This is a genomic window from Acidobacteriota bacterium, from assembly GCA_028875725.1.
Classification (GTDB): Bacteria; Acidobacteriota; Thermoanaerobaculia; order Multivoradales; family Multivoraceae; genus Multivorans.
The window spans coordinates 177,320-203,871 of record JAPPCR010000005.1 but is presented as its reverse complement, the minus strand read 5'-3'; the positions used below and the strand labels follow the sequence as shown (position 1 = coordinate 203,871).

Sequence of the window (26,552 nt, the reverse complement as noted above, 5' to 3'; positions counted from 1 at the left end):
GGTCTCTGAAATGAACGGGAAGTTCACTCTCCTTGTCTAGGCTGCCAGTGGTTCTTGACTTTCCTGGGAGGAGTGCCGATGCGGACACTCTCCGTCGTGAGATTCCCGTTGCTCGTATCGCTGCTTGCGGCCGCGCCGGCGGCCGCGGGCGACATCACGTTCAGTCGCGACGTGGCGCCGATCCTCAACCGGCACTGCGTGACTTGTCATCGACCCGGCGAGATCGCGCCGATGTCGCTGGCCACGTACCGGGAGGCGCGACCCTGGGCGCGGTCGATCCAGCGCGCCGTGACGAGCCGGGCGATGCCTCCGTGGTTCGCTGCGCCTGCCGTGGGCGAATGGGCGAACGACCCGACGCTGTCCGAGGAGGAGATCGGCACGATCGTCGCCTGGGTCGAACGGGGCGCGCCGCCCGGGGATCCGAAGCTCATGCCCGAGCCGCCCGAGTTCACGGAAGGCTGGCAGCTCGGCGAACCGGACTACGTGATCGAGTTGCCGGCCGTCACCGTGCCGGCCGATGGTCCGGACCTGTTCCTGAACCAGTTCGTGACCGTCGATCTCCCGGAGCGCCGCTGGATCCGCGCGGTCGAGTTCCGGCCGGGAGCGCCCCAGGTGAACCACCACCAGCTTGCCTTCAAGGCCGACTTCACCGGCATGGTGGAGGACGGCGTGCCCCTCACGCCCAGGGAAGCGCTGCGGGCCAGCGGCTCCGTCGACGGCCGCGGCTACTTCAACGTCCTGGCGATGTGGGGCGCCGGGACCGCGCCGACCGAGTTCCCGGAGGGCGCGGGCCGCTGGATCGAGCCGGGCGCCGTCGTCGTCATGAACCAGCACTACCACCCGAACGGCGAAGAACAGACCGACCGGACGCTCATCGGCCTCCACTTCGGCGAAGGCGAGCTGCGCTCCGAGATCCAGGCCGTCATCGCCGGCGAGATGGACTTCCTGATTCCGGCCGGCGCGCCCGACCACCGGGTGGAGTACCGGCACGAGATCGCGCGCGACTCGATGATCGTCTCCTACCTGCCGCACATGCACCTGCGCGGGAAGCGGATGTCGTACACGGCGCACTACACGGACGGCGACTCCGAGCTGCTCCTGGAGGTGCCCGGGTACGACTTCAACTGGCAGCTCTTCTACTACCCGGAGAAGCCGAAGCTCGTGCCGGCAGGGACCGTCGTCGAGATCGTCGCCGTCTACGACAACTCGGCGGGGAACCCCGACAACCCCGATCCGACCCGCGACGTCGGCTTCGGGCTTCAGTCGACGGACGAGATGATGTTCGGCTTCTTCGAGCTGGTCGAGGTGGACGGCGGGCCGTAGAGGGATAACGCGCGCTGCCGGTTGCCGCACGACCGACGCGCTCTATGGCCCGCCGATCCACCGTGACGCGCCCTACAGGTAGCGTTCTTGGGCGCAAGGCCTTTAGGATCGGGGACGGGATGGCTGCGCCAGGAGACGGCCTCGCTGACGCCCGGCGCCGCCGGTTCATCGTGGCGGTGTCGCGCGCCGCGATGGCGGCAGGGCTGCTGGGCGGCTACGGCGTGTTCGGCTCGAACTACCCGATGATCACGCCCGCCCGGGCGTTGAAGGGTCTGGGCGACCTGGGGCTCGACGACGAAACGGTGGCGCTGTTCCTGGGCGGCAACGCGGTGCGCGTGTACGGCCTGGCACCGACCGGCTAGTACGCTCCACGACAGGGGACTGGAATGACGAGGAAACACGCATCGCTGTTCGCTCTCGCGCTCGCGACCGGGCCGCTGGTCGGCCAGGTCAACGAAGAGGCTGCCGACCCCGACCGGCTCCAGTACCTGGATGTCTTCGAAATGGAGGTTGCCGACGACCCCCGGATATCGCCCGACGGCGACCGGATCGTGTACGTCCGGCGCGGCTTCGACGTCATGACGGACAGGGCGCGCTCCGCGCTGTGGGTGGTCGATGCGGACGGCTCGAATCACCGTGCGATCACGGACGGAAGCGGCTCGGTGAGCTCGCCGCGCTGGTCTCCTGACGGAGACCGCCTGCTGTACGTGGGCTTGAGTGGAGGCACGAACCAACTGTTCGTGCGCTGGATGGACACCGGCCAGACGGCGGAACTCACGAACGTGACCGAGTCCCCCGGGAACATCGCCTGGTCGCCTGACGGGAACTGGGTCGCCATGACGATGTTCGTGCCCGAACCGGCCCCGGCCTTCGCGAAGATGCCGTCCAGGCCCGAGGGCGCCGAGTGGACGACGCCGGCACGTGTGATCTCGAAGCTCCGCTACCGGGCGGACGGCCGCGGATACGTCCCGGACGGGAACACGCACGTCTTTGTCCTGCCCGCGGACGGCGGCACGCCGCGCCAGTTGACGAGCGGTGCGTACGATCACGGCGGCGGACTGTCCTGGTCGCCCGACTCCCGCTCGATCGTCTTCAGCGCCAACCGCGGCAACCCTGATTTCGATGTCCGCAACAGCGAGGTCTTCGAGATAGCGGTCGAGACGCGGGAGCTTCGTCAGCTAACAGACCGCTTCGGCCCCGATGGCGGCCCCGCGGTATCGCCCGACGGTTCCCGGATCGCGTACACGGGCTTCGACGATCGCCATCAGGGCTACCAGGTCTCTCGCCTGTACGTCATGGATCGGGACGGCGGCGGCGCCCGCCGCGTCGGCGACCTGGACCGTGACGTGGGCAACCTCAACTGGGCCGCGGATGGTCGCTCCCTCTTCATTCAGTACGACGACCAGGGCACGACCAGGGTCGCGAACATCACCCTCGGCGGCGATGTCACCGACCTTGCCGCCGACCTTGGCGGCGTCGCTCTTGGTCGACCCTATGGCGGCGGTTCCTACACGGTGGCTCGCGACGGGAGCTTTGCCTTCACCGTCAATTCGCCGGCGCGCCCAGCCGATGTCGCCGTCGGCCGGGCGGGGACCGAGCCCCGCCGGATCACCGGCCTCAACGAGGACCTTCTTGCCCACAAGGAGCTTGCCGCGGTCGAGGAGATCTGGTGGGAATCCTCGCACGACGGCCGTCCCGTGCACGGCTGGATCGCCAAGCCCCCGGACTTCGACCCCTCTCGCAAGTACCCGCTCGTTCTCGAGATTCACGGCGGCCCGTTCGCCAACTACGGCCCGCGCTTCGCGGCCGAGGTCCAGTTCTATGCGGCGGCTGGCTACGTCGTCTTCTACACCAACCCGCGCGGCAGCACGAGCTATGGCGAAGAGTTCGGCAACCTGATCCACCACGCCTATCCCGGCCGCGACTACGACGACCTGATGTCGGGCGTCGATGCCCTGATCGAGCTGGGCTACATCGACGAGGACAATCTGATGGTCACCGGCGGCAGTGGCGGCGGCGTGCTGACGGCGTGGATCGTCGGGAAGACCGACCGCTTTGGCGCGGCCGTGTCACAGAAGCCGGTCATCGACTGGATCAGCTTCTCGCTCACGTCGGACGGGTACGCGTCCTACTACCAGTACTGGTTCCCCGGTCCGGTGTGGGAGGACGGCATGCTGGAGCACTACTGGGCTCGCTCGCCCCTGTCCCTCGTCGGCAACGTCACGACGCCGACGATGCTGATCACGGGGGAACAGGACCTGCGCACGCCGATGGGACAGACCGAGCAGTACTACCAGGCCCTGAAGATCCGAAAGGTGCCGACGCAGATGGTGCGGATTCAGAACGCCTGGCACGGCATCGCGAGCAGCAGTCCGTCCAACCTGATTGCCAAGGTCGCGAACGTCCTGGAGTGGTTCGAGCGCTACCGGGTTCGGAGCCCGTGAGCGACTGACGGTTAGAGTCCTGGGAACCCGACCGGCCACTGCCGGAGAGGAGGAACACCATGTCCCTGTTGATTCGCAACGGTCGCATCGTGACGGCGGTGGACGACTACCACGCCGACATCTTCGTCGAGGACGAGACGGTTTCGCTCATTGGCCGTGACCTGGAGGTCGAGGCCGACCGCACGATCGATGCGGCCGGCCGGCTGGTCATGCCGGGCGGCATCGACCCGCACACCCACATGGACATGCCGTTCGGCGGCACGACGAGTGCCGACGACTTCGAGACCGGCACCAGGGCGGCCGCCTTCGGCGGCACGACGACGATCATCGACTTCGCGATTCAGACCAAGGGCCACTCGACCCTTGAGGGGCTCGAGACCTGGCACGAGAAGGCGGGCGGCAAGGCGAGCATCGACTACGGCTTCCACATGATCGTCACCGACATGGAGGACGACCGGCTGTGGGAGATGCGGCGGCTGGCCGACGAGGGCGTGACCTCGTACAAGATGTTCATGGCCTATCCCGGCGTGCTCTACGTGGACGACGCCACGCTGTTCCGGGCGATGCGCCAGGCCGGCGAGGAGGGCGGCCTGGTGTGCATGCACGCCGAGAACGGGATCGCCATCGACGAGATCGTCAAGCTGGCGCTCGCCGCGGGGAACACGGCGCCGAAGTACCACGCGCTGACCCGGCCCACGCGGATGGAGGCGGAGGGGGTCCATCGGTCGATCGCGATCGCCGAGGTGGCCGGAGTGCCCGTCTACATCGTCCACGTGAGCTGCGCGGACGCGCTCGAAGAGGTCAGGCTGGCCCGCGCCCGGGAGGCCCAGGTCTTCGCCGAGACCTGCACGCAGTACCTGTTCCTGGACCTCAGTCACTACGACCGGCCTTCCGGGCGGTCTCCGGGCGACCACGAGGACTTCGAGGGCGCGAAGTACGTGATGACGCCGCCGCTGCGCGAGAAGTGGAACCAGGAACAGCTCTGGCGGGGCCTCGGCCTGGGCGATCTGCGGAGCGTCTCGACCGACCACTGCCCCTTCAGTTTCAAGGACCAGAAGACCTTAGGGGTAGATGACTTCAGCAAGATCCCGAACGGCGGTCCGGGAGTCGAGAACCGGATGAGCCTGGTCTACAACGGCGGCGTCGTGGGTGGCCGGCTGTCGGTCAACAAGTTCGTCGACCTGACCTCGACGGCGGCGGCCAAGCTGTTCGGGATGTTCCCGAAGAAGGGGACGATCGCCGTGGGCAGCGACGCCGACATCGTCATCTTCAACCCGGACCGCCGGGAGACGATCAGCGTCGACAACCCCCACACGCACCACATGAACGTGGATTACAACGCCTTCGAGGGCATCGAGGTACAGGGGATCTCGGAGATCGTGATCAGCCGGGGCCGCGTGGTGGTCGAGGACAACGTCTGGCACGGCCGGGCCGGCGGGGGTAACTTCCTGAAGCGAGGGCTGTTCGGCGGGCCGTACTAGGAGATGACATGAGCAGAATGTTGAAGTCCGGTCTGATCCAGATGTCGCTGCCGGACGGCACCTGCGGCGACGGCGCGTCGGCCGAGGAGGTCGCCGCCACGGTGGAGGCGATGACGGCCAAGCACATTCCCTACATCGAGGAGGCGGGCCGCCAGGGCGTCCAGGTCCTCTGCCTGCAGGAGGTGTTCAACACGCCGTACTTCTGCCCCGGCCAGGACTCGAGCTGGTTCGCGGCGGCTGAGTCGGTCCCCGGCCCGGCCACGGAGCGGATGGCGGAGTACGCGCGACGATTCGGCATGGTGATCGTCGTGCCGGTGTACGAGCGGGAGACCGCGGGCATCCTCTACAACACGGCCGCCGTCATCGACGCCGACGGCAGCTACCTCGGCAAGTACCGCAAGACCCACATCCCGCAGGTGGCCGGCTTTTGGGAGAAGTACTTCTTCCGCCCGGGCAACCTCGGCTACCCGGTCTTCGACACCGCCTTCGGGCGGATCGGCGTCTACATCTGCTACGACCGCCACTTCCCCGAGGGCGCGCGGGCCCTGGGCCTCGCCGGCGCCGAGATCGTCTACAACCCGTCGGCCACCGTCGCCGGCCTCTCCGACCACCTGTGGACGATCGAGCAGCCGGCGCACGCGGTGGCGAACGGCTACTTCATGGGCTGCGTCAACCGGGTCGGCACGGAGAAGCCGTGGGACCTGGGCTCCTTCTACGGCAGCAGCTACTTCGTGAGCCCGAGGGGTGAGATCGTCGCCCAGGCGTCAAAGGACCAGGACGAACTCCTGGTGGCGGACCTCGACCTCGGGATGATCGACGAGGTGCGCTCGGTGTGGCAGTTCTACCGCGACCGCCGGCCCGAGGCGTACGACGGGCTTGTTGAACCGTAGCTTGAACGTGAAGCCGCCCGAGGGAATGGGTGGAGCTTGCGCGGCAGTTGCACAGGATGGCCACGGCGGTTGTGGGTCCGAACGACGAGAGGAGACGGACGATGAGGAAAGCGCGGCTCTGCGATGTCGTCGTGTCGTGGAGCGTGCTGACTCTCGTTTTGGTCTTGCTGCAGAGCCCGGTTTCGGCGCAGGCCGACCTGCAGTCGGCCCTTGGCAAGTACGTGTCCGGGGCCGATGCCCAGGACATCGACCGCCTTTCCTACCTCGTGTTCGAGTGGCCCTGGCAGGACCCGGGGATTCGCGGCTTTCTGGGCCTGCTCGGCGCGACCGAGGAGCCGGAGTCACCTGACGACCCGCGAGCGGCGCTGCTGGAGCTAGTCGAAGACGGCGAGCCCGACGACCTGGAGTTCCTGGCGTACCTGCGCCGCGGCCTCGAGGACGGCCAGGACCTTGCGGCGTGCTTCGATCAAGTCGAACTGGCTCCGTGCGTGAGCCGGGTGATAGATGAAGCGGATCGAGCGCAGGCGCGCGACGAATGATCTGCGATCACTGGGGCGCTGGACGGCGAGGTCCGGTTTCGAAGCTCTGCGACTTGGGTTCGGCCGGCTGGTACTCTCCGACTCCCTTGCCGGCTTTGCGCGGCGTTGCCCCCCGGCCTGCTTGCAACCAGGTCCCACCGCTTCACGGCGCCCTGGCGCCACAACCGAAGAGAGGCGACGACCGAACATGACCATTCCCCACGAAGAAAGCGGCGAAGCTCCAACCCTCGAGCGGTTGCGGGAACTCACCCGGAACATCGAGGCGATCACCGAGAGCATCAGGGAGGACAGGAAGTCCCAGCAAGAGGACAGGAAGACCCAGAAAGAAAGAAGCGAGGAACTGGACCGCCGGATGAAGGAGACGGACCGGCAGATGAAGGAGACGGACCGCCGTCTCAAGAAGGCGGAGAACCTGTTCACGACGCAGTGGGGCAAGCTGATGGAGAGCCTGGTCAGCGGCGATCTGGTCAGGTTGCTGGACGGCCGGGGCATCGGCGTTCGGAGTCTCGCGCAGCGCACTCTGACGCGGCGAGGCGGCGAGAGCTACGAGGTGGACATCATGGCGGTGAACGGCGAAGAGATCGTCGTGGTCGAGGTCAAGACGACGCTCCGCCCGGAGGACGTCGGGCGGTTCCGGTCGAAGCTGGTCCGCTTCAAGGAGTGGTGGCCCGAGTACCGTGATCGCAAGGTCTACGGCGCGATGGCCTATCTTCAGGCGTCGGACGAGGTGGCCCTCCACGCCGAACGGCAGGGCTTCTTCGTCATCCGGGCCACCGGCGACAGCGCCTCGATCGTGAACGCCGAGGACTTCGAGACGCGCGTCTTCGCCTAGCTAGCGCGGCTCTCGATCGTCACCTGCAGGCGCTTCATCATCTCGTGTAGCGTCGTGGGCTTGACCTTGAGCCGCTCGGCGGCGCGCTTCTGGACGCCGCCGCAGGCCTGCAGCGCCCGGACGATCAGCTCCCGCTCGTAGGCGCTGACCGCCTCCTTGAACGAGACGCCCGTCTTCGGGAGCGTCGCCGGCGTCGGCACCGTCGCGCCGCCTTCACGGAGGGCGGCGGGCAGCAGGTCGAGGCCGATCTCCTCGCCGGTGGAGAGGACGACGGCCCGCTCGATCACGTTCTCCAGCTCGCGGACGTTGCCGGGCCAACTGTGGGCCATCAGCACGTCCATCGCCTCGGGCGTGAGCCGGCGGGGCGACTTCTCGTTCTCGTTCGAGTACATGCGGAGGAAGTGCTGGGAGATCAGGGGGATGTCCTCGACCCGCCTGGACAGGGGCGGAAGCTGGATCGTGATCACGTTCAGCCGGTAGTAGAGGTCCTCGCGAAACTCGCCCTTCGTCACGCGGTCCTCCAGGTCGGCGTTCGTCGCCGCGACGAGGCGGACGTCGGCGCGCAGGGTCTCGAGCCCGCCGAGCCGCATGAATTCCTTCTCCTGGATCACGCGCAGCAGCTTGGACTGCGTGTCGGGCGGGATGTTCCCGATCTCGTCGAAGAAGATCGTGCCCCCATGCGCGACCTCGAACAGGCCCTTCTTGTGCGACACGGCGCCCGTGAAGGCCCCCTTGACGTGGCCGAAGAGGGTGCTCTCCAGGAGTTCACTGGGCATCGATCCGGAGTTCACGGTGACGAACGGTCCGTCCTTGCGCTTCGAGTTGTTGTGGATCGACTTGGCGACGAGTTCCTTGCCGGTGCCGCTCTCGCCGCGGATCAGGATGTTGCTCTTGGACGGTGCGGCCCGGCGGATCAGGTCGAAGACCTGGCGGATCGGCCGGCTCTTGCCGATGATGCTGTCGAAGCCCTGGCGCTCACGGAGTTGCTCCTTGAGATCCCGGTTCTCGGCGGTCAGGCGGCGGCGCTCCAGGCCCTGGCGGATGGTGAGCCGGACCTCTTCGTTCTTGAACGGCTTGGGCAGGTAGTGGAAAGCTCCTTCGCGCATCGCTTCGATCGCGCCCTCGATCGAGGAGTAGGCGGTGATCACGACAACGACCTGGTCCGGGTCGCTCTGGCGGATGCGGCGCATCACCTCCCTGCCGTTCATGTCCGGCAACATCAGGTCGAGCAGCACCAGGTCGATCTCCTCCTGGGCGAGCACGGTCAAGGCCTCCTGGCCGGTGGCGCAGCAGATCGGATGGTGCCCCTCCTGCCGGATCAGGGCGGTGAGGACGTCCTGCAGGACCTCTTCGTCGTCGACGATGAGGATGTTCATTCGTCGTTCTCCTTCGACTGGGGCTGCGGTCGGGGCATCACGGGTTGCGGTCGGCGCATCGTGGGCAGACGAAGCGTGAGGCGGCAGCCACCGGACGGAAGGTTCGAGGCGACCAGGTCACCGCCGTGCCGGCGGACGATCTCCTGGCTGATCGAGAGCCCGAGGCCGGTGCCTCCAACGGCCTTGCGGGTGGAGAAGAAGGGTTCGAATACGCGTTCAAGGTGCTGCTCGGGAATGCCGGGCCCGGTGTCGTCAATGAATACGTCGAGCGAGTCGCCCGAGTTCTTGTCGACCGCCAGCGAGAGGCGCCTTTCCTTGCTGCCGGCTTCCGTCATCGCGTCGACAGCGTTGATCATCAGGTTGGCGAGCACCTGGCCCAGTTCTGTCTCGTTGCCGGGCACCCGGTCCCTGCCGCACGGGCCGAGGTCCACCTGGAGCTCGACGCCGGCGTCGGCGAACCGTTCCGCCAGTGCCTCGCAGCTTTCGCGGACCACGAAGGCCAGATCGACGGGCGCCGGTTCGTGCCGGCCGCGGCGCGCGAAGTCGAGGAGCGTGTTGACGATGCGGGCGGCCCGGAAGGTCTGGCGCTCGACCTTGCGCAACAGGCGCCGCCGCGGATCCTGCTCGGAGGTCTCCGCCAGCAGCATCTGGGCGTAGCTCGAGATTCCCGTCAGGGGCGTGTTCACCTCGTGGGCGACGCCGGCGGCCATCGCGCCGAGAGCCGCGAGGCGTTCCTTCTCGGCCAGCTCCCGCTTCATCGCCACTCGCTCGGTGACGTCGTGGGCCACGACGACCCGGTCGCCGGGCGCGGCGCCCTGGAACGCCGCGACGGACAACTGGAGGTACTTCTCGGTCCCGGTCCGGTCCTCGAACCGGACCTCGACCGGCGGGTCGTCCTGCCGCGGAAACAGGTCGAGCGGAATCAGGTCGCCGAGGCCTCGGCCGGCAGCCTCGTTCCGGGACAGGCCGACGAGAGCCCCGAAGGCGCCGTTCGCGGTCACGATCCGGTCCCTGCCGTCAATGACGGCGATGCCGGCCGGAGAGGACTCGATGATCTCCTCGCTGAATTGCTTGAGTTCGGAGACCCGGGTCAACTGCCGCTGTCTCTGCTCGAGGAGTTGCGCGTTCTCGATCGCCAGCACCGCCTGGTTCAGGAGCTGGCGGATGAGCGTCAGGTCGTCGGTGGAGAGCGGCGCGCCGCCGACGCGGCGGCCAACGTAGAGGAGACCGACCGTCCGGTCCCGCACCTGGAGCGGGAAGACGTAGTGGTAGCCGAGCACCGCCAGGCGCAGGTACCCGCTGTCCGCGGCGTCGGCCAGCGGCGCCCGGGCGAGGGCCCGGTGGGCCTCGGTCCAGATGGAGACGTCGACTTCGGCGAGCCTGAGCTCCGGCGCTTCGGGTTCTTCCCGCACGGGCGTCAGATGCTCGCCTTCGACCAGGAACAGGTTGCTCTGCTCCAGGCTCAGGCCTTCTTCCAGCTCTCGCAGCAGGCTCGACGCCAGCCGCCCGAGGTCCCGTTCGTGGAGCAGTTCCTCGCCGAGCCTCTGCAGCGCGCGGCGGCTGCGCTGGGCGCGATACTGGAGTCGCTGGAGACTCGAGCCGATGCCCTGCTTGACCGGTATGGAGAGGGTTCCTATGACGAGCAGCGCGCTGGCGTTCAGGAAGCCCCTGGCGACGACCATGTCCTGGGGCACGCCGCGGCGGATGAGCAGGCTGAGCAGCGAGAAGCCCAGCACGGCAAGCAGCACCGTGAGCGCGTAGGTCGCGACATCGCGGGCGATGACCGCCACGTCCCAGAGACGGTAGCGGAGCAGGGCGTAGGCGAAGCTCAGCGGAACCAGGGCCAGCGGCGCCACCGCGACGGCGTCGAGCCAGCCGGGCGCGGGCACTTCCAGGGCGAATGGCACGACGTACAGCACCAGGAACGGCAGGTAGCCGCCGGCAACGCCGAAGGCGATCCACTGTGTCTGCCGTCCCTGCTCCCAGTCGCGCCTGGACAGCAGGCGGCGGCCCAGCACCGCGGCCGCGGCCAGCGCGTAGGCGACCAGCAGGAGCAGCTCGACACGGTCCTGCCGCTCGAGGGCGGTGGCCGAGAGCTCGCCGGCGAGACGGCCGGCCCCGAAGATCTGGTCGAGCTGCAGCGCGAGCAGCGCGGCGGACGGCAGGTAGAGCCAGGGCACCGCGCGGCGCGCCCAGATGGAGTTCGGGCGCACCGGGAACACGAGGAAGAAGTGCAGGGTGAGGGGCGGCAGGAGGAGCCGGCAGGCGCCGTCGACGAGGTAGAAGAGGCGGTCGATCGCGTCGAAGGGCGCGATTGGCGTCACCAGGTAGAGGGCCGCGGAGGTCAGGGCCCAGAGGTGAAACAGGAGCGTCTGCCGGCTGCGCTGGCGGCTCAGCGTGTAGAGCCCGATCAAAAGGTAGGCGATCCCGGTCAGCGCGAGGGCGATGTAGGCCCAGTCCAGGCTCAGCCGGGGCAGGGGGTGCAGTGCCGTGACCAGCTCTTCGCCTTCGTCGGTGTCCCGGAGCACCTGCAGGTCGCTCTCCGAACGCCGGCGCAGCAGGCGCTCCAGCTCGTCGGCCGTCAGTGGCGGTTCGCCGTTGGCCAGGACGACGACGTCGTCGGGCAGCAGCTCCGACCCATCGGCGGCTGCGATCACGCGCAGCTCCCCGGCGGCCGTTTCGACCACGAGCCCGACATCCTGGAACGAACTCACCTTGCGGCCCATGGAGAAGCCGCCGAGGCCGACCACCAGGATCGTCGCAAGCAGGAGTGCAGCGGTCAGGCCGAGCCGGGTGGGTCGGGACTCGATGCGCATCGCTGGGTCGCTCGTCCGGTCGCTTCGTCGTGGGTGTGTCTTCTGTGCCTCAGGTGCGGCCGGAAGGCCGTGCTCGGGCCAATTCGGCTTTCTGTACGCACGTCCTGTGCCGGACGGATTCCCCGGCTATCCGCCTGATTCTAGGGCATGTAGGCGGCGCTTTGGGCGGTCGGAGTTCAACCTGTTGGTTTGGAACCGGTTTCTTGAATCGAGGTTCAACGCCCCGATCCCGTCCAGGTCGGCAGGGAAGGCCTCCGTGGACAGGCCGAGCTACGTTACGATCAACCAAGCGGGAGCGGGATCACGATGGAAGAAGCCGACGTCACGATCGACAACATGGGACGCATCGTCGCCGACCTGAACACCGAGATCCTTGAACTGCGGGAATGGCACATCCGCGTCGACGAGCGGATGAAGCACGTCGCCATGAAGGAGGACCTGGCCAATCTCCGCGTCTGGATGATGGCCACGACCCTCACGGTTGGCGCCCTGATCGTCGCCGCGATCAAGCTCATCCCCTGACTGGGACAACAACGCCGCCGGCCAAGGCCGCGCACCCAGCGGAGCTAGAAGCGGACCGCTAAACCCGCGACGACCCGGCGGCGCAACTGATCCGGGTCCTGGCTGGAGTCGACCGGGAGATGCCCGCGGCTGAGCTGCATCTCGAGTTGCAGGGCCCAGTTCTGGATGCCGGTGCCGGTGACCCACGGCAGTCCCTGCGTCAGCAGGAGCTGCAGGCGCTCGACGGAGAGCACCGAGTTCGGGCCGGCGGCCGGGAACCGGGCGTCCCGAGCGACGGGCGACAGTTCCTGGTCCACCCGGCGGAAGGCGAGCAGGACGCCAGTTGAACTGCGTTCGAACTGGGTGTCGACACTGGCGATCACGTAGCGGACCTGGTTCTCAAGGTTGTTGCCGCTACCGTCGACGGCGCGGAGCAGACCGCCGCCGCCCGAGGCGGCCGAGGTGCTGATCCGGGTCAGGATCTTCTCGCCCAGGCGCTGCTGCAGCCCGAAGTGGAGTTCGGCGACCTGGTCGCCGTCGAGCAGGAGCAGGCTCTCCAGCCGTTCGAAGATGTCGCGGCTGAAGTAGAGCCGGACGCTGTCCGCGAACTGGCGCTCCGTTATGCCGAACTCGACGCGGCGGCTGTCGTCGGTGGCGCCGAGCCGCCGGCTGAGCTCGATCCGGTAGCAGTGCTCGAACGTGGCGGTGCAGGCGTCGTCGTCGTGGTACTGGACCTGCAGGAAATCGCGGAAGAGGAGGTGTTCCGAGTCGACCCTCTCGCTGGCCGAGACCGCGGCCAGCCAGTTGGAGCCCAGTTCGACGACGAAGCCGGCGCGGGGCGTGAAGGAGACATTGCCGTCGCTCAGCGTGCTGAACATGCCGTACTCGAGAACGACCGTGGGCTGGACTTCCCAGTTGCCCTGGCTGAAGACGTCGAAGCGCTGGTGGGGATCCTCGCCCCAGGTCGAGAACCGGCCGCTACCGTAGGCCTGCCGCTCGCGGTAGGTGAGTCCGGCTTCGAGCGAGGCGTTGGCGGTGATCTGCCGCTCGTAGCCGCCCCGGAACTCCAGGGTCGTCGAGGACATCGGTGAGTCGATGGACGCCAGCGCCAGGCTGTGCAGACCGCTCTGGCCGGCGTAGAGGTCGCCGAAACCGTGATGGAAGTTCTGGTCGGCGGTGTACCGGGCCTCGAAGTGGGCGTCGCCGGCGCCGGCCGCCTGTTCGACCCGCAGGCCGTAGCTTTCGAGGCCGGCGAACGGGGCCGGTCCCCAGTCGTCCCAGGCCGCGGCCTCGCCGCCATTGAACCCGCCGCCGTGGAAGCGGTGTCGCTGCGACGTGATCTGGACGTTCGAGCCCCGGTGGTTCACGTCGAGGGCGAAGGCCTGGCTGTCGCCGAGCTGCTGGTGGTCTTCGTTGAACACCTGGCGTTCGAACTCGCGCAGGTCGGATCGCAGGGCGAGCTGGGTCTTGCCGAACCGGCTGCGGAGATCGAACTGACTGCCGAGCACCCTGGCGCCGGCGTCACCGCCTGCGTCCTCGATGCCCGAAAGCGTCCGCAGTTCGGCCTCGAAGCGCTCGCGCTGGACCGCCGACTCGAGCGCCCAGTCCTGATCGTCCGCGATCGCTTCCGCGATCTGGATCTGGCGCAGGATGTCGTTCGGTATGCGCTCCCGGACGGACCAGAAGTCCTCCTCGCCTGCGCCTGTCTCCTCGCCTGCGGGCCGGCGCTCGCGGGCGCCCAGCTCGAAGTCGAGCGCCTGCACCGACTCGCCCGTCGTGCGCACAAGCTCCGCCACCGCGGGCACGAAGCCCGGCCGGTGAGCGATCACGCGGTAGACGCCGGCCGGCAGGGGCTGGAAGGCGTATCGGCCGAAACGGTCAGTCGTCGTCCTGCGCTTGCTGCGATCGGCGACGTCGTAGACGTACACGCGGGCGGCGGGAAGGGCCGCCTCGCCGACGTGGACCCGGCCGACCAGCCGCCCGGCCAGTGGATCGCCAAGGCTCGGCAGGTCGAGGCCGGCCTGGAGCGGCGCGGCGCCCAGGAAGGCGATGGCGGCGACGGGCGCCAGGACTCCGGCGGAGAGCATGCGCACTCGCACAGCGGTCGACCGAAAGTCGCCGGGATGCATCCGGCAGGTCATGTTGGGAATCACTATAGCGGACGGCGGTCAGGTGAGTGTGCGGGCCGCGGCGAAGACGATGACCCTCCTCGCGCCCGCCGCCTTGAGAGTACGGGCGGCCCTGCCGGAGGTTGCGCCGGTGGTCACTACGTCGTCGACCAGGAGCACGACGCGGTCCCGGACCGCGGCGGGCCTGTGGCAGGTGAAGGCGATTCCCGGGTTCAGGAGGCGTTGACGGCGGCCGCGGCCGACCTGCGGCCTGCCCAGGGTCCGCCGTCTCAGCGCGGGCGACAGCGGCCGCCCGAGACGCCGGGCGAGCGGCCGGGCGATCGAGTCCGCGTGGTTGCGGCCACGAGCGAGCCGCCGGCGCCAGTGCATGGGCATGGGTACGACAACGTCGGCGCGGCGCAGCTCGATTCCCAGTCGAGTGTTCGCCTCGTCGGCGATGTGGAGGCCCAGGTAGTCGAGGCGGCGGTACTTCAGGCCCAGGATGATCTGGTCGAACGGCGGGTGGTACGCCCAGAGCCAGAAGAAACGGTCGCAACCTTCCAGCCGGTCTCCGCGGGCCGCGCCCCGGGGCCGAGCTTCGAGCAGCCGCCGACACGGCCTGCACAGCCCTAGTTCACGTTCGGCCGGGGCCGAGCAGGCGAGGCAGGGCCGGGGCAGGAGCAGCCCGACGGCGAAGGCGGGGAAACGCCGCGCCAGTCGACAGACGCTTTGCGCCGCTGATCCGTAGAAACAGATGGGCAGTCTTCTTCGGGTGGGTGGGCCGTCTGCGGTCATTCCTGCCGACCAGGACGGATTCAGCCCGCGTCTATACTGCCCGGCGCGCGGACCAAGGAGACTCTCTTGACCTCACGGAAACGAAAGCTGCGCGCCGCCGTCGTGCCGGCACTGGCTACAGTCCTCCTGCTGCTCGCGGGCACGGCGAGCGCCGGCGCCCAGGAGCGATACAGCTACACCGTCTCACTCGGACCGACCTTCGGCGGCAGCCTGGACGGCAAGCCCGACGGCGGCCTCGACCACGCGGGCTTCCTGGCGAGCATCTCGTGGCGGACCCAGCCGCGCACCGCGGTCGGCCTCCGGCTGGGCAGCACGGATCTGAGCGGCGACCAGATCGGCACTCTGGCGAGCCCCACCTTCCGCTACGTGACGATCGCGGGCGAGTACCGTTTCAACGACCTCTACTACGAATCGGGCGTGTTCATGGGCCTCGGCGTGTACCAGCTCGGGGACGGAGTCGAGAGCGATGAGGGAGTCGGCCTGACCCTGGGCGTGACGGGTGACTTCCCGATCAACGAGCGGTTCTCGATCCTCGTCGAGCTGGTGGGCCACTACGCGGACCTCGACGCCTCCAGCACCCACGCCACCGTTCACGCCGGAGTGGCGTACCACTTCTAGCAGGCTGCTACACTCGCGCGCCGCCGACCCGTGGGGCCGTAGCTCAGTTGGGAGAGCGCTTGAATGGCATTCAAGAGGTCGTGGGTTCGACTCCCATCGGCTCCACCACGTTTCGGCCGCGCCTGGCTTCCGGGCTAGTTCTGCGGGCGGGCGCTGTCCAGCATCGCCAGGAACGCCTGGCGCTGCTCGCGCATCGTCGCGCCGGGTCCCACGGCGCGTAGATACCAGGGGCCGCCCGGGGCTTCGATGATCGCGCCGAAGAGCGCCCCGTCGTGCAGGTCGGTCGTCGGGAAGCTGCCGATCGTGCTCGCCTTGACCGTCCCTTCGAGCTCGACCCACGTCCGGCGGACGCCGCCGCTCTCGCGACTCTGCGTCGTCGGCTCCGGTGCCCCGGGCTGGAGGACGACCTGGCTCTTCCAGCGCTCGATGTTCGCTGCCAGCCCGCCGCCCCCGCCGGGCCCGAAGTAGTACGCGGAAACTTCACCCGGGCCGCCGGAACCCGGGATCTGGGCTTCGAGCATGCGCATCGCCGATCTCGGTTCGAGGCGGTTCCACGCCGCCGGAAGGGCGATCGACAGGCCGCTGGCGCTGATCGGCTCGGAGAGCTCAACCTCCGCCGTGGCCTCCTGGGCGCCTCCTCCTTCAGCGGGCGCGTCCGCGCCGCACGCCAGCAGCAGGAGCGTGAGACAGAGAGCTGGTGCCCGGCCCCGCGGGCCGGCGGTAGGGATCGTCATGACGGTGTTCCTCGTCTGGTTCCAGGTCGGAAGGCCGAGGATATGCTGACTGCGGAAGCGCTCGGGGGCTGGTGCCTCCTGCGGTCTTCAAAACCGTTGTCCGGGGCGTGATGCGTCACCGGGGGTGGGTTCGATTCCCATGCGCTTCCGCCAATTGCAGCCCGGGGTACGGCCGGCACCACGCCGCCCTGGTCGCGGCGCTCACCGACGTTTGCGGTAGGGAAACCCAAGTGGTGAGGCACCGTATACAGGCGCATGTTGATGAATCTCGTCTCGTCTCGCGGCTTGGCTGCAACGATCACCGCTCTCGGATTGCTCCTCCTGTCTGCGTCGGGCTTCGCCCTGAACCTGGATCAGCCCACCTTCGTCGACGACATCGCTCCGATCCTCCATGAGCACTGCGCCTCCTGCCACCAGCCGGAGGAAATCGCGCCGATGTCGCTGCGTACCTATCGCGAAGTACGCCCCTGGGCGCGTTCGATCGCCCGGGCCGTTGAGAACCGCGACATGCCTCCGTGGGATGCCGACCCGGGCTACGGCCCGTGGGCGAACGACATCAGCCTGAGCGACGACGAGATCACCGCGATCACGCGGTGGGTCGCTTCAGGCGCACCACGGGGCGACGGCGAGGCACCAGTCTACGAACACCCCGCCGAGCAGGCCGAGTGGGCCTTTGGCGAACCCGACTGGGTCTACGAGTTCGACTCGTTTGACGTCGCCGCCGACGGTCCGGATCAGTTCGCGATGATCCCGATTGCGCCAGGCTTCGAGGAGGACCGTTGGATCCGCGCCGTCGAAGTTCAGCCCGGCGACCGCGAGGTTCTCCACCACTTCATTCTGTGGCGAGCATCCGAGGCCAGCGCCGAGGTCCAGGACGCTTGGATCGACGCTTGGGCGGCCGGCGTTGGAGCGACCGAGCTCCCCGCCGGCACCGCGCGCTTCCTGCCCAAGGGGCGCGGACTTCTCGGCGACTTCCACTACCACCCGAACGGTACGGCCTCGACCGACAGAACCCGGATCGGGGTTTGGTTCGCCGAGCCCGAAGAGGTCGAGAAGGAACTCGTCAACCTCTGGGTGATGAACGCCGCCTTCAGGATCCCGGCAGGCGACCCGAACCACGAGGCCCGTGCCAGCCACGTCTTTAGCCAGGATGTCGTCGTGCGCTCCCTGGCCCCGCACATGCACTACCGCGGCAAGGACATGAAGTACACCGCCTACCTCCCCGACGGCGCGGAGCGGGAACTGCTCAGCGTCAGCCGCTACGACTTCAATTGGCAGACGTCCTACGAGTTCGAGGAGCCGGTCGAGTTGCCGGCCGGCACCCGGATCGAGGTGACCGCCCATTGGGACAATTCGGCGGAGAACCCGCACAACCCAGACCCGACAGTCGACGTCACCTGGGGCGGCGAATCGACCGACGAGATGCTGATCGGCTTCGTGGACTACGTGGCCGCCGAAGGCCTCAGGCCGAAGCCGGTCGGCGCCGTGCTCACCAAGCTGGCCGAGTTGGCCAGGACTCATCCGGGGCAAGCGTGGCGGTTCGACGTCACTCCGATGCCGGGAAGGGGAATCGAGCCCACCGCCATTCTGCTGCCGCGCGATGGCAGCTCGGGCGGCTGGTACGTGCAGCTCGGCACCCTTGCCTTGCCGGCCCCGATCGTCGACATCGTTTGGGACGGCAACCACGTCACGGCCACGGCCGAAATCCCCGGGCAGCCCAGGAAGATCGAGGGAACGGTCCAGGAGGGCGGCTCCCTGTTGATGGACCTGGGATTCGGCGAGATCAGCGGCACGCCGGCGGAGAACGAGACGCCGGCTACCCTGCCGACCGGTTGACCTCCGGCAACCACAACGCCGATACGGGTCCGGCCGGTACTGCGGTCAGCAACCCGTGGGAGGAGCGGAAGGACCGCGGCAGGGTGTCTGCGTTCTTCGCCTCTCTGGCTCTCTTGGCTACCTCTCCCCGGAGGTTCTTCGAGGGAGCCCGCGAGGAGGCCGGCATGTGGGGCCCACTCCTGTTCGTGGTTCTCGTCACCATCGTCGGCCTCTTCCTCAACGGCGTGATTCTCACGACCCTCACCTTGACGCTTCCGGAAAACGCAAGCGAACTCCTGTACCGGACGGAGTTCTCGATGGACCCGTCTCAGCTCGCCAACTGGAGGGACTGGAGCGAACAATCGGTTGCCCCCAGGCTGGCTGCGCTCATCGCCATCCAGGCTCTCCTGCTCTTCCTGCCGGTCGTCTTTGCCTTGACGTTGTTCGTCATGCTGTTGTTCGGCGGCCTCGTGCACCTTCTCTTGGTCGTAACCCGCACACCGAGGCCACGGGGATTCCGTGGGACCTGGGTCGTGCTGTGCTATGCGAACGGCGCTAGCCTGCTGTCCATCGTTCCGTTCGCGGGCGACATCGTGAGCACCGTCTACACCGCCGTATTGTTCGGGTTCGGTCTCCGTGTCGTCCAGGGAGTCGGAGTCGTCAGAGCGGTGATTGTGTCCTCGATCCTGCCCCTGTTAGCGCTCCTGAGTCTGCTCCTCCGGAGCCGCACCGATGTCGGGACCCTGATTCCGTTCGCGGTCGACATCGTCAGTATCGTCTTCGCCGCTTGACGATCGTCGTCGACTCGATCTTGGGTGAAGGGGGAGGGGGATCCGCTGGCGTTACGGGGTGGCGGCGGGGCTTGAGGTCTCGCTCTTCGAGGACGTCGAGCCGCTCGACTTCTTGCCCTGGTCCGACGACGCTTCGGAAGTAGCCGGCTTGCCGTTGGTGGCGTCGCCGTTGGACTTCTCGCCGTTGCCGTTGTCCTTGCGGGCGTAGTCGTTGACGTACCAGCCGCTGCCCTTGAACTGGAAGGCGGGCGCCGAGAGCAGCTTCTTCAGGCTGGACCGGCCGCACTCGGGGCACTCCTCGAGGGGCGGCGCCGAGAAAGCCTGGATGGCCTCCAGGGTCGCCTCGCATTCGGTGCACTGGTACTCGTAAAGGGGCATCGCGGCGCGGGATTGTAGCAGCTTGTTGGCAGTCTCCAGCGGGGACTGCTAATCGACTCACAGGGGCAGCGCCTCGCACGACTCTCCCGCAGCGGCCGCGGCGCTGAACTTCGGCACGCGCACCAGACCGGCGCCGGCTCCGTAGGCGACAAGATCATGAGAACCCAGGGGCGGCCGCGGGTCGACGTGCACTTCGCCGGACGAGAACTCGAGCCGGCAGGGCAGGAACCGGTCGCGGCCCTTGGCGAACGGCAGGCCTCCCTTGAGCCTCCCGCGGAGCGCTCCCTGCCAGAAGCCGTCGGCAATGCCTGTCATCTGCCGGAGCAGCGGCCGAACCAGGAGCCAGTAGGTGACCATCGCCGAGGCCGGGTTGCCCGGAAGGCCGAACACCCATCCCCGGTCGTGGCGAGCCGCTACCAGCGGCTTGCCCGGCTGGATCGCGACCGCGTCGAACAGGATGCGGCAACCGAGGCCGGTGTCGCCCAGAACCTGCTCGACGAAGTCGAACTCGCCCATGGAAACGCCGCCGGAGATCAGGAGCACGTCGGAGTCCAGCCCGCGCTCGACCCTGGCGCGCAGTTCGGCCGGATCGTCGCGGGCGATGCCGAGGGAACGGGCCTCGATGCCAAGCTGCGACAGGGCGGCACGGAGGAAGTCGCGGTGGGAGTCGCGGAGCTGACCCGGGCCGGGTTCGGCCTCGGCGGGGACGACCTCGTCGCCGGTGGAGAGCGTTGCAACGGTCGGTCGGCGGTAGACCGGCGCTTCGTGGATGCCGTGGGTCGCCAGCACGCCGGTGCCGCCGGGGGTCAGCAGTTCGCCCACCGCGAGCAGCGGCCCGCCGGCCGCCGTGACTTCGGCCTGGCGGCGGATGTGGCTCCCCGCCGGCACCGTCTCCACGATGCGGACGGTGCCCGTGCCTGCGTCGCCGGCCTCGAACTCGGTCTGCTCTATGGGAATCACCCGGTCGGCCCCGGCTGGTGCTGGTGCCCCGGTCATGATTCGCAGAGCCGCGCCGGGACGGAGTTCCGCTCCGGGCGGGTCGCCGGCGGCGACGATGCCGTCGACCGGTAGAACGGCGCCCGCCTTGACATCGCCGCCAAGGGAGAAACCGTCCATCGCCGAGACGTCGTGGGCGGGCACGTCGACGGTCGCGGTCAGGCCCGCGGCGAGCACCCGGCCGACCGCGTCGGCGCGGCTGACCTGTTCGACCGGCAGCGTCTCCGCCTCCGCGGCGATCGCGGTCCAGGCGTCCTCGGGAGAGAGCATGCGCGCGTTGTTATCGGAGCCGGCGCATTGCCGTCAACGTGTGCTGTTTAGCCGATCCGGGTGAGCGCGGAGTACATCGGCAGGTACATCGAGATGACGATGCCGCCGATGACGACACCGAGGACGGTGATGAGCGCCGGCTCGAGCAGCTTCATCAGGCTCTCCACGTCCGTGTCGACTTCCTCCTCGTAGAAGTCGGCGATGCGGTTGAGCATCGGACTGAGCTTGCCGGTCTGTTCGCCGACGTAGACGATCTGGCACAGCATCGTCGGGAAGACGTTCGTCCGGCGCAGCGCGGCGTGGATCGAGCCGCCCTGTTCGACCTCGTTGCGCACGGTCTCGAGGGCCTCGGAGACGACCGTGTTGCCGGCGGCGCCGGCGGCGGTCCTCAGCGCGTCGAGGATCGGTATGCCCGAGGCCAGCAGGACGGAGAGGGTGCGGCAGGCCCGTCCCACGATGATCCGCTGCATCAGCTTGCCGACCACCGGCAGCCGCAGCACCAGCCGGTCGGCCCATTGGCGGCCCTGCCGGGTGCGGAGAAGCCGGCTCGCCGCGAACACCGCCGCGGCGGCGCCCCCGAGCAGAACGAGCACGTAGGCGCCGATGAACTCGCTGACGCCGACCACCAGCCGGGTCAGGAAGGGAAGATCGCCTCCCAGGTCGGCGAACAGGTGCCGGAACACGGGGATCACCTTCCACAGGATGAGGAACACGACCGCGGAGGCGACGGCGAGGATGGCGGCCGGATAGGTGAGGGCGGACCGGACCTGGTTGCGGAGCTTCGCCACCTTCTCGATGTGGGTGGCGAGACGGTCCATCACGGGATGGAGAGCGCCGCTGGCTTCGCCTGCGGCGACCAGGTTCACGTAGAGGTCGTTGAAGGCCCGCGGCCGGCGCTTCATCGCCTCGGCGAGGCCAGCACCCGCTTCGACCTCGGAGCGGATCTCCAGCAGGATGGCGCGGAGCCCGGCGTGCTGGCCCTGGATGCTCAGGATGTCCAGGCCCTGGAGCAGCGGCAGGCCCGCGTCCAGCAGGACGGCCAACTGGCGGCTGAACACGGCGAGCGTCTTCGGCCCGACCCGGCGCCCGGGGCGGAACCAGCGCGGCTGCCAAGGCCGCGGCGGTTCGGGCTCGTCAGGCTCCGGTGCGAGCAGCTCGTCCTCATCGGCGAGCCAGGGCGCGCGGAACACGATCAGCGGCCTCCCATGAGGCCGAAACTGTCGGAGCGCCGGCCGTCAGTACGTCGCGGGAGCCTCGGCCGCTTCGCCGTCTCCGTCCGCGGAGGCCATGTCTTCCCAGCTCCTGAGGTGCTCCAGGAGAACGAGAAGGTGGTTGTTGACCCGCGCGGCCGTATCCGCGTTGTCCCCGGGCGGATGGTCGTAGACGAGGTTGACGAGCCGGTTCTCCATCGGATGAACCATGAACAGCCGGATCCGCTGGAGCGTGGCGCCGTCTTCGGCCTGGAATCTCCCGCGTGCATAGCGCGCGGCGCCGAAGGGGCCGTAGAAGAGCGTGCCGCCGACGCCCAGGAACTCGCCTCCGGGCAGCGCCTCGAACAGCGGCCGCTGCTCCTCCCTGATGACGTCGATCGCGGAGACCTCCGCGAGTTCGATGTGGCTCTCGGTGGGCTCGCCGAGCTCGAGATAGATCGAGCCCACCGGCCCCGCCGGCGTCTCCGTCGTCTCGAGGAGTTCGCAGGCAAGCTCCAGCGCATGGCTGCTGGGCTCCACCCGCGCGCAACCGTCCGGCAGGTCGACGAGTCCGAGCCCCTGCACTTCGAGGGCGATGCGGGTGGGGCCGGCTTCCTCCGGCGCGGCCTGACAGCCGATGTGGGCGATCGAGACACCTGTACCGACCAAGACGAAGAACGCCGTCCGGAACCTGTCTCGACTGGGCCTGAGCATCGCCGGACAGTACCATGCAGGTCACCGCCGATCGTGGTCGGATCGTGTCGGCGCGGACCATGCCGCGGACCGTGCTTCTGGCCTGGGAGGGAATGACCGTGGACAAGCCCATCGCCCGTGTACTCAACCTGATCGACGACCGTGAACAGCGCCTCTGGACGCTGACGCCGGACCAGGCGCGACGGCGCCTGCTCGACGGCCCCGAGGCGGTGCTCGGGATCGACGGTTCGTTCGCCCTGGCCGCCCGCCGCGGCGTCGATGTCGTGATGGCCCGCAGCCTGGACCGGCCGATGCGCTACTTCCTGGCCAAGGAGTCGTCGGGGCCGATGCTGGTCATCGCCCAGCGCATCGACGAGATCAGGGACTGCCTCGCCGCCGAGGGCTATCTCGACCAGTTCCACCCGACCTATACGCGGATGGTCCCCGCGCACCACGCGACGACGCTGCGCCTGGTCGGCTGCCCGGACCCGAACCCGACGCACGAGCGTTTCTTCGACCCACCCCGGGGCACGCTGCCGCCGGACCTCGACCTGATCGGCGAGCGCTACGTCGAGGCGCTGATGTTCGAACTCCGCGGCTGGCTCGACGCCCTGCCGGCCGGAGCCGCCCGGGAACCGCTCGGGGTCTGCTTCTCCGGCGGCATCGACAGCGGCGCGGTGCTCCTGGCCCTCAACCGCGCGCTGCTCGAGTCGGGCCGGAGCGCCGCCCGGCTCAAGGCGTTTACCCTCCGGGTCGGCGCGGGCGCCGGCGACGCCGAGCAGGCGCGGGAGTTTCTGCGCCGCATGGACCTCGAGATACTGGGCGAGGAGATCGAGGCCGACGCCGCTGCCGTCGATCCCCTGGCCGCGATCGAGGTGATCGAGGACTACAAGCCGCTCGACGTCGAGTGCGCCGCGGTCGGTCTCGCCCTGCTGCGAGGGATCCGGGCCCGCTACCCCGACTGGCGGCTGCTGGTCGACGGCGACGGCGGTGACGAGAACCTGAAGGACTATCCGCTGGAGGAGAACCACGAGCTGACCATCACCAGCGTGGTCAACAACTCGATGCTCTACCAGGAGGGCTGGGGGGTCGACGCGGTCAAGCACTCCCAGACCTACTCGGGCGGCCTCGGCCGGGCCACCGTTCGCACCCACGCGCCGGCGCGTCTGCTCGGCTTCGAAGGCTTCAGCCCGTTCGCCCGGCCGGCGGTCGTCGCGGTGGCCGAGGCGATCCCCTTCGCGACCCTGGTCGGCGGCTCCCACGAGGCGCTCTACGAGTTGAAGGGCGAGGTCGTGCGCCGCGGCATGAAGCGGGTTCTCGGCGTCGACTTCCCGGTCTTCCCGAAGCGCCGCTTCCAGGAGGGCGCGGCTTCGGAGGACGTGTTCGAGGCCGCCTTCGACCGGCCGCCCGAGCAGTACCGCCGGCACTTCCAGTCTCTCTACGCCTGAGGGGATGCCGACCGTTCGGGCGCTCCGTCCGCCCAGGCCGACCCACGACCCGTGGCTGCCCCAGGGAGTGACGGTCGAACTGGAGCGCGGCCCCGGGGGTGAGTCCACTCCCTCGGCGACCGTGTTCCTGACCGGCGCGGAGTGCCCCTTCACCTGCGTGTTCTGCGACCTCTGGCGGTACACGATCGACGGACCTACGCCGGCCGGGGCGCTGCCGGCGCAGTTGCGCGCGGCGCTGGAGCAGCTTCCCGGCCTGCTCCGGGAAGCGGGGCTCGATCGCTGCGACCAGCTCAAGCTGTACAACGCGAGCAACTTCTTCGACCGGCTGGCGGTGCCGGAGGAGGACCTGGAACCGATCGCCGGCCTGGCCGCCGGGTTCCAAAGGGTGGTGGTCGAGTGCCACCCGCGCCTGGTCGACGAACGGGTACGCCGTTTCGCGGACCGGCTGCCGGGCCGGCTGGAGGTGGCAATGGGCCTGGAGACGGCGCACCCGGAGGCGTTGTCGCGGCTGGGCAAGCAGATGACCCTGGAGCAGTTCGACCGGGCCGCGGAGCGCCTGCGCGCCGACGGCGTCGACCTGCGGGTGTTCGTGCTGGTCGGCGTGCCCTTTGTGCCGGCGGAGGAGCAGGCGAAGTGGGTAGCGGAGAGCGTGCGCCACGCCGTGGGGGCGGGCGCCCGGTCGGTGGCCCTGATTCCGGTGCGGGGCGGCAACGGGGAGCTGGAGCGGCTGCGGGGGCTCGGGCTGTTTGAACCGCCGGATCTGGCGTTGCTGGAGGAGTGTCTGGCGGAGGGGCTGCGGGCGGCCGAGGCGTCCCTCGCCGTGCAGGTGGACCCTTGGGACCTCGAACAGGTCGCCGCCGGTTGCGACGCCTGCCGGGACGCCCGCGTCGCGGCGATCCGGGAAATGAACCGGACAGGTGCGCCGCCACGGACGGTGGGCGGTGATCGCGGCTGAGCGGCGCGAGATCGTCATCGCGGGCGGCGGCTTCGCGGGTTCGATCCTGGCGCGGGCGCTTCATGCCCAAGGCCGGGACGTGCTGCTGCTGGAACGGGGCCGCCATCCGCGGTTCGCGCTCGGCGAGTCGTCGACGCCGCTCGCCAACCTCGCCCTCGAGCGGCTGGCGGTGCGCTACGGCTTTGAGGACCTCTGGGATCTGGCCGCCCATGGACGCTGGCGCCGCCGGCTGCCGGAGGTGGGACGGGGTCTCAAGCGAGGCTTCTGCTTCTACGAGAACGAACCGGGAGAGGCCTTCTCGCCCGGGCCGGCGAGCGGCCGGCGGCTGGTCGTCGCCGCTTCGCCGGACGACGAGGCGGCGGACAGCCAGTGGCTGCGGGCCGACGTCGACCGCTTCCTGTTCGAGCGCGCCCGGGCCGAGGGCGTCGACTGCCGCGAAGAGGCAGCGGTCGAGGTGGTTTCGGTGCCCCGCGAGCCGGGCGGCGGTCCGGTCCGGCTCAGGGCCGGCGGCCAGGCCGTCGAGGCCGGGCTCCTGATCGACGCGACGGGCGGCTCGCCGCTGGCCGCCGGTCTTGGCGCGGGGGAGGCGTCGCCGCGGCTGCGGACGAGCCTGGTCTACTCGCACTTCGCCGGCGTGGCGCCCTTCGAGCGTGCCGAGGGCTGGCCGGACTCGCCCTTTCCCGAGCGCTGGAGCGCTTCGCACCATCTGCTGGAGGAGGGCTGGATGTACCAGCTTCGCTTCGACGACGGGTCGGTGAGCGCGGGCTTCCTGCTGACCGGGGATCCCGTCGGCGAGCCGGAGGCCGTCTTCGCTTCCCTGCTCGATCGGTACCCGTCGCTGGCGGTGCAGTTCGCGGACAGCGCGCCGCTGCGGCCGGTGGCGTCGCGGTCGGCTGTCGCCTGGCGCCGCGACCGCGCCGCCGGCCGGGGCTGGCTGCTGCTGCCGCACAGCTACGCCTTCGTCGATCCGATGTTCTCGACCGGCATCGCCTGGAGCCTGCTCGCGGTGGAGCGGGTGGCCGATTTCTGCCGGAACGGACTGCCGGCAGCGGCGGATCTGGAGCGCTACGGTGGTCTGGTCGCGGCCGAGGCGGACCACATCGACCGGCTGCTCGTCGCGGCCTACCGGCTGATGCCCGCGATGGATCGTTTCACCGCCGCCGCGATGGTCTACTTCGCGGCCGCCTCCTTCGACGAACTGCGGCAGCGCCTGCTCGACGCTCCGCGCGAGGGCTGGTGCCGGCAGGGCTTTCTCGGCGCCGGCGACGGGCGCCGCCGGCTGTTCGAGGAACTCGAGGAGCGGTCGGCGGCCGGAGCAGAAAGCGGGTCGCCGGCCGACTGGGTCGGGCCCGCGATCGAGCGCTGGAACCTGATCGGGCTGCTGGACCCGCGCCGTTGCAACGCGTACCCGGTCGACCTGGAGGACATGGAACGGCGGGCGGTCCGGATCGCTGCTGGTCTCGGTCTCGATGCAGCGGAGCTGCGCCGCCGGTGGCCGCGGCTGCGGAGTCCGGATCGGATGATGGAGCCAGTGTAGGCGCGGCGATGATCGTCGGGCT

General features: G+C 68.9%; 22 protein-coding genes, 2 tRNA genes and 1 pseudogene. 16 read left to right on the top strand and 9 right to left on the bottom strand.

Annotated elements, in window-relative coordinates; all coding sequences use genetic code 11:
* Nucleotides 1-78 precede the first annotated feature (78 nt).
* From OXI49_01150 to OXI49_01120, 7 genes and pseudogenes are all read left to right on the top strand, one after another.
* Nucleotides 79-1,323: a thiol-disulfide isomerase gene (locus OXI49_01150; GenBank protein MDE2689094.1), complete on the top strand. Its 1,245-nt coding sequence runs from the start codon at nucleotides 79-81 to the stop codon at nucleotides 1,321-1,323.
* A 221-nt stretch (nucleotides 1,324-1,544) separates the two neighbouring features.
* Nucleotides 1,545-1,685, top strand: a pseudogene (locus OXI49_01145) (amidohydrolase family protein).
* Nucleotides 1,686-1,709: 24 nt separating this feature from the next.
* On the top strand, nucleotides 1,710-3,767 hold the full coding sequence (locus OXI49_01140; protein ID MDE2689093.1) for a S9 family peptidase: 2,058 nt from the start codon (nucleotides 1,710-1,712) through the stop codon (nucleotides 3,765-3,767).
* Nucleotides 3,768-3,826: 59 nt separating this feature from the next.
* Nucleotides 3,827-5,248: a dihydropyrimidinase gene (gene hydA / locus OXI49_01135; GenBank protein MDE2689092.1), complete on the top strand. Its 1,422-nt coding sequence runs from the start codon at nucleotides 3,827-3,829 to the stop codon at nucleotides 5,246-5,248.
* 8 nt (nucleotides 5,249-5,256) lie between these two features.
* On the top strand, nucleotides 5,257-6,138 hold the full coding sequence (locus tag OXI49_01130; protein ID MDE2689091.1) for an acyltransferase: 882 nt from the start codon (nucleotides 5,257-5,259) through the stop codon (nucleotides 6,136-6,138).
* 101 nt (nucleotides 6,139-6,239) lie between these two features.
* Complete coding sequence (locus OXI49_01125) at nucleotides 6,240-6,677, top strand: hypothetical protein (GenBank protein ID MDE2689090.1); 438 nt, start codon at nucleotides 6,240-6,242, stop codon at nucleotides 6,675-6,677.
* Nucleotides 6,678-6,864: 187 nt separating this feature from the next.
* Complete coding sequence (locus OXI49_01120; GenBank protein MDE2689089.1) at nucleotides 6,865-7,509, top strand: hypothetical protein; 645 nt, start codon at nucleotides 6,865-6,867, stop codon at nucleotides 7,507-7,509.
* Here the strand turns inward: OXI49_01120 and OXI49_01115 are convergent.
* Both OXI49_01115 and OXI49_01110 read right to left on the bottom strand, forming a co-directional pair.
* Nucleotides 7,506-8,885, bottom strand: coding sequence for a sigma-54 dependent transcriptional regulator (locus OXI49_01115; protein MDE2689088.1), 1,380 nt, complete (start codon nucleotides 8,883-8,885; stop codon nucleotides 7,506-7,508). The genes OXI49_01120 and OXI49_01115 overlap by 4 nt on opposite strands.
* A complete protein-coding gene (locus tag OXI49_01110; GenBank protein ID MDE2689087.1) occupies nucleotides 8,882-11,701 on the bottom strand; it encodes an ATP-binding protein in 2,820 nt (939 codons plus the stop codon). The genes OXI49_01115 and OXI49_01110 overlap by 4 nt, the downstream gene beginning before the upstream one ends.
* 306 nt (nucleotides 11,702-12,007) lie before the next feature.
* Between OXI49_01110 and OXI49_01105 the strand changes: the two genes are divergently transcribed.
* Complete coding sequence (locus tag OXI49_01105) at nucleotides 12,008-12,223, top strand: hypothetical protein (protein MDE2689086.1); 216 nt, start codon at nucleotides 12,008-12,010, stop codon at nucleotides 12,221-12,223.
* Nucleotides 12,224-12,267: 44 nt separating this feature from the next.
* Here the strand turns inward: OXI49_01105 and OXI49_01100 are convergent, their stop codons facing one another.
* Nucleotides 12,268-14,343 carry a carboxypeptidase-like regulatory domain-containing protein gene (locus tag OXI49_01100; protein MDE2689085.1) on the bottom strand — a complete coding sequence of 692 codons (2,076 nt, stop codon included), beginning with the start codon at nucleotides 14,341-14,343 and terminating at the stop codon, nucleotides 12,268-12,270.
* A gap of 27 nt (nucleotides 14,344-14,370) precedes the next feature.
* On the bottom strand, nucleotides 14,371-15,105 hold the full coding sequence (locus tag OXI49_01095) for a phosphoribosyltransferase family protein (GenBank protein MDE2689084.1): 735 nt from the start codon (nucleotides 15,103-15,105) through the stop codon (nucleotides 14,371-14,373).
* Nucleotides 15,106-15,171: 66 nt separating this feature from the next.
* Between OXI49_01095 and OXI49_01090 the strand changes: the two genes are divergently transcribed.
* Together OXI49_01090 and OXI49_01085 are read left to right on the top strand one after the other, a co-directional pair.
* Entirely contained in the window at nucleotides 15,172-15,723 is a 552-nt protein-coding gene (locus OXI49_01090) for a hypothetical protein (protein ID MDE2689083.1), read from the top strand.
* A 32-nt stretch (nucleotides 15,724-15,755) separates the two neighbouring features.
* Nucleotides 15,756-15,831, top strand: a tRNA-Ala gene (locus OXI49_01085).
* A 26-nt stretch (nucleotides 15,832-15,857) separates the two neighbouring features.
* Here the strand turns inward: OXI49_01085 and OXI49_01080 are convergent.
* Nucleotides 15,858-16,457: a hypothetical protein gene (locus OXI49_01080; protein ID MDE2689082.1), complete on the bottom strand. Its 600-nt coding sequence runs from the start codon at nucleotides 16,455-16,457 to the stop codon at nucleotides 15,858-15,860.
* Between the two features lie 53 nt (nucleotides 16,458-16,510).
* Between OXI49_01080 and OXI49_01075 the strand changes: the two genes are divergently transcribed.
* The 3 genes from OXI49_01075 to OXI49_01065 all read left to right on the top strand — a co-directional run bounded on the left by OXI49_01075 (nucleotide 16,511) and on the right by OXI49_01065 (nucleotide 19,063).
* Nucleotides 16,511-16,610 (top strand) — tRNA-Sec (locus OXI49_01075).
* Nucleotides 16,611-16,712: 102 nt separating this feature from the next.
* On the top strand, nucleotides 16,713-18,293 hold the full coding sequence (locus OXI49_01070; GenBank protein MDE2689081.1) for a cytochrome c: 1,581 nt from the start codon (nucleotides 16,713-16,715) through the stop codon (nucleotides 18,291-18,293).
* An 83-nt stretch (nucleotides 18,294-18,376) separates the two neighbouring features.
* Entirely contained in the window at nucleotides 18,377-19,063 is a 687-nt protein-coding gene (locus OXI49_01065) for a YIP1 family protein (protein MDE2689080.1), read from the top strand.
* Between the two features lie 51 nt (nucleotides 19,064-19,114).
* Here the strand turns inward: OXI49_01065 and OXI49_01060 are convergent, their stop codons facing one another.
* The 4 genes from OXI49_01060 to OXI49_01045 are packed head-to-tail and all read right to left on the bottom strand — an operon-like array spanning nucleotide 19,115 to nucleotide 22,611.
* Nucleotides 19,115-19,441 (bottom strand): zinc ribbon domain-containing protein, encoded by a 327-nt coding sequence (locus OXI49_01060; protein MDE2689079.1) that lies wholly within the window; start codon nucleotides 19,439-19,441, stop codon nucleotides 19,115-19,117.
* Between the two features lie 57 nt (nucleotides 19,442-19,498).
* Nucleotides 19,499-20,707 carry a molybdopterin molybdotransferase MoeA gene (locus OXI49_01055; GenBank protein ID MDE2689078.1) on the bottom strand — a complete coding sequence of 403 codons (1,209 nt, stop codon included), beginning with the start codon at nucleotides 20,705-20,707 and terminating at the stop codon, nucleotides 19,499-19,501.
* Between the two features lie 47 nt (nucleotides 20,708-20,754).
* The gene (locus tag OXI49_01050) at nucleotides 20,755-21,897 is read right to left on the bottom strand and encodes a type II secretion system F family protein (GenBank protein MDE2689077.1); all 1,143 of its coding nucleotides are present in this window, start codon (nucleotides 21,895-21,897) and stop codon (nucleotides 20,755-20,757) included.
* A 45-nt stretch (nucleotides 21,898-21,942) separates the two neighbouring features.
* Nucleotides 21,943-22,611 carry a hypothetical protein gene (locus OXI49_01045; GenBank protein MDE2689076.1) on the bottom strand — a complete coding sequence of 223 codons (669 nt, stop codon included), beginning with the start codon at nucleotides 22,609-22,611 and terminating at the stop codon, nucleotides 21,943-21,945.
* 14 nt (nucleotides 22,612-22,625) lie between these two features.
* On the opposite strand from OXI49_01045, the gene OXI49_01040 reads away from it, so the two are divergent.
* From OXI49_01040 to OXI49_01030, 3 genes are read left to right on the top strand one after another with little or no spacing between them, the layout of a single operon-like run.
* Entirely contained in the window at nucleotides 22,626-24,038 is a 1,413-nt protein-coding gene (locus tag OXI49_01040; protein MDE2689075.1) for an asparagine synthase-related protein, read from the top strand.
* 4 nt (nucleotides 24,039-24,042) lie between these two features.
* The gene (locus OXI49_01035) at nucleotides 24,043-24,993 is read left to right on the top strand and encodes a radical SAM protein (protein ID MDE2689074.1); all 951 of its coding nucleotides are present in this window, start codon (nucleotides 24,043-24,045) and stop codon (nucleotides 24,991-24,993) included.
* Entirely contained in the window at nucleotides 24,980-26,530 is a 1,551-nt protein-coding gene (locus OXI49_01030; GenBank protein MDE2689073.1) for an FAD-dependent oxidoreductase, read from the top strand. The genes OXI49_01035 and OXI49_01030 overlap by 14 nt, the downstream gene beginning before the upstream one ends.
* Nucleotides 26,531-26,552: the final 22 nt, after the last annotated feature.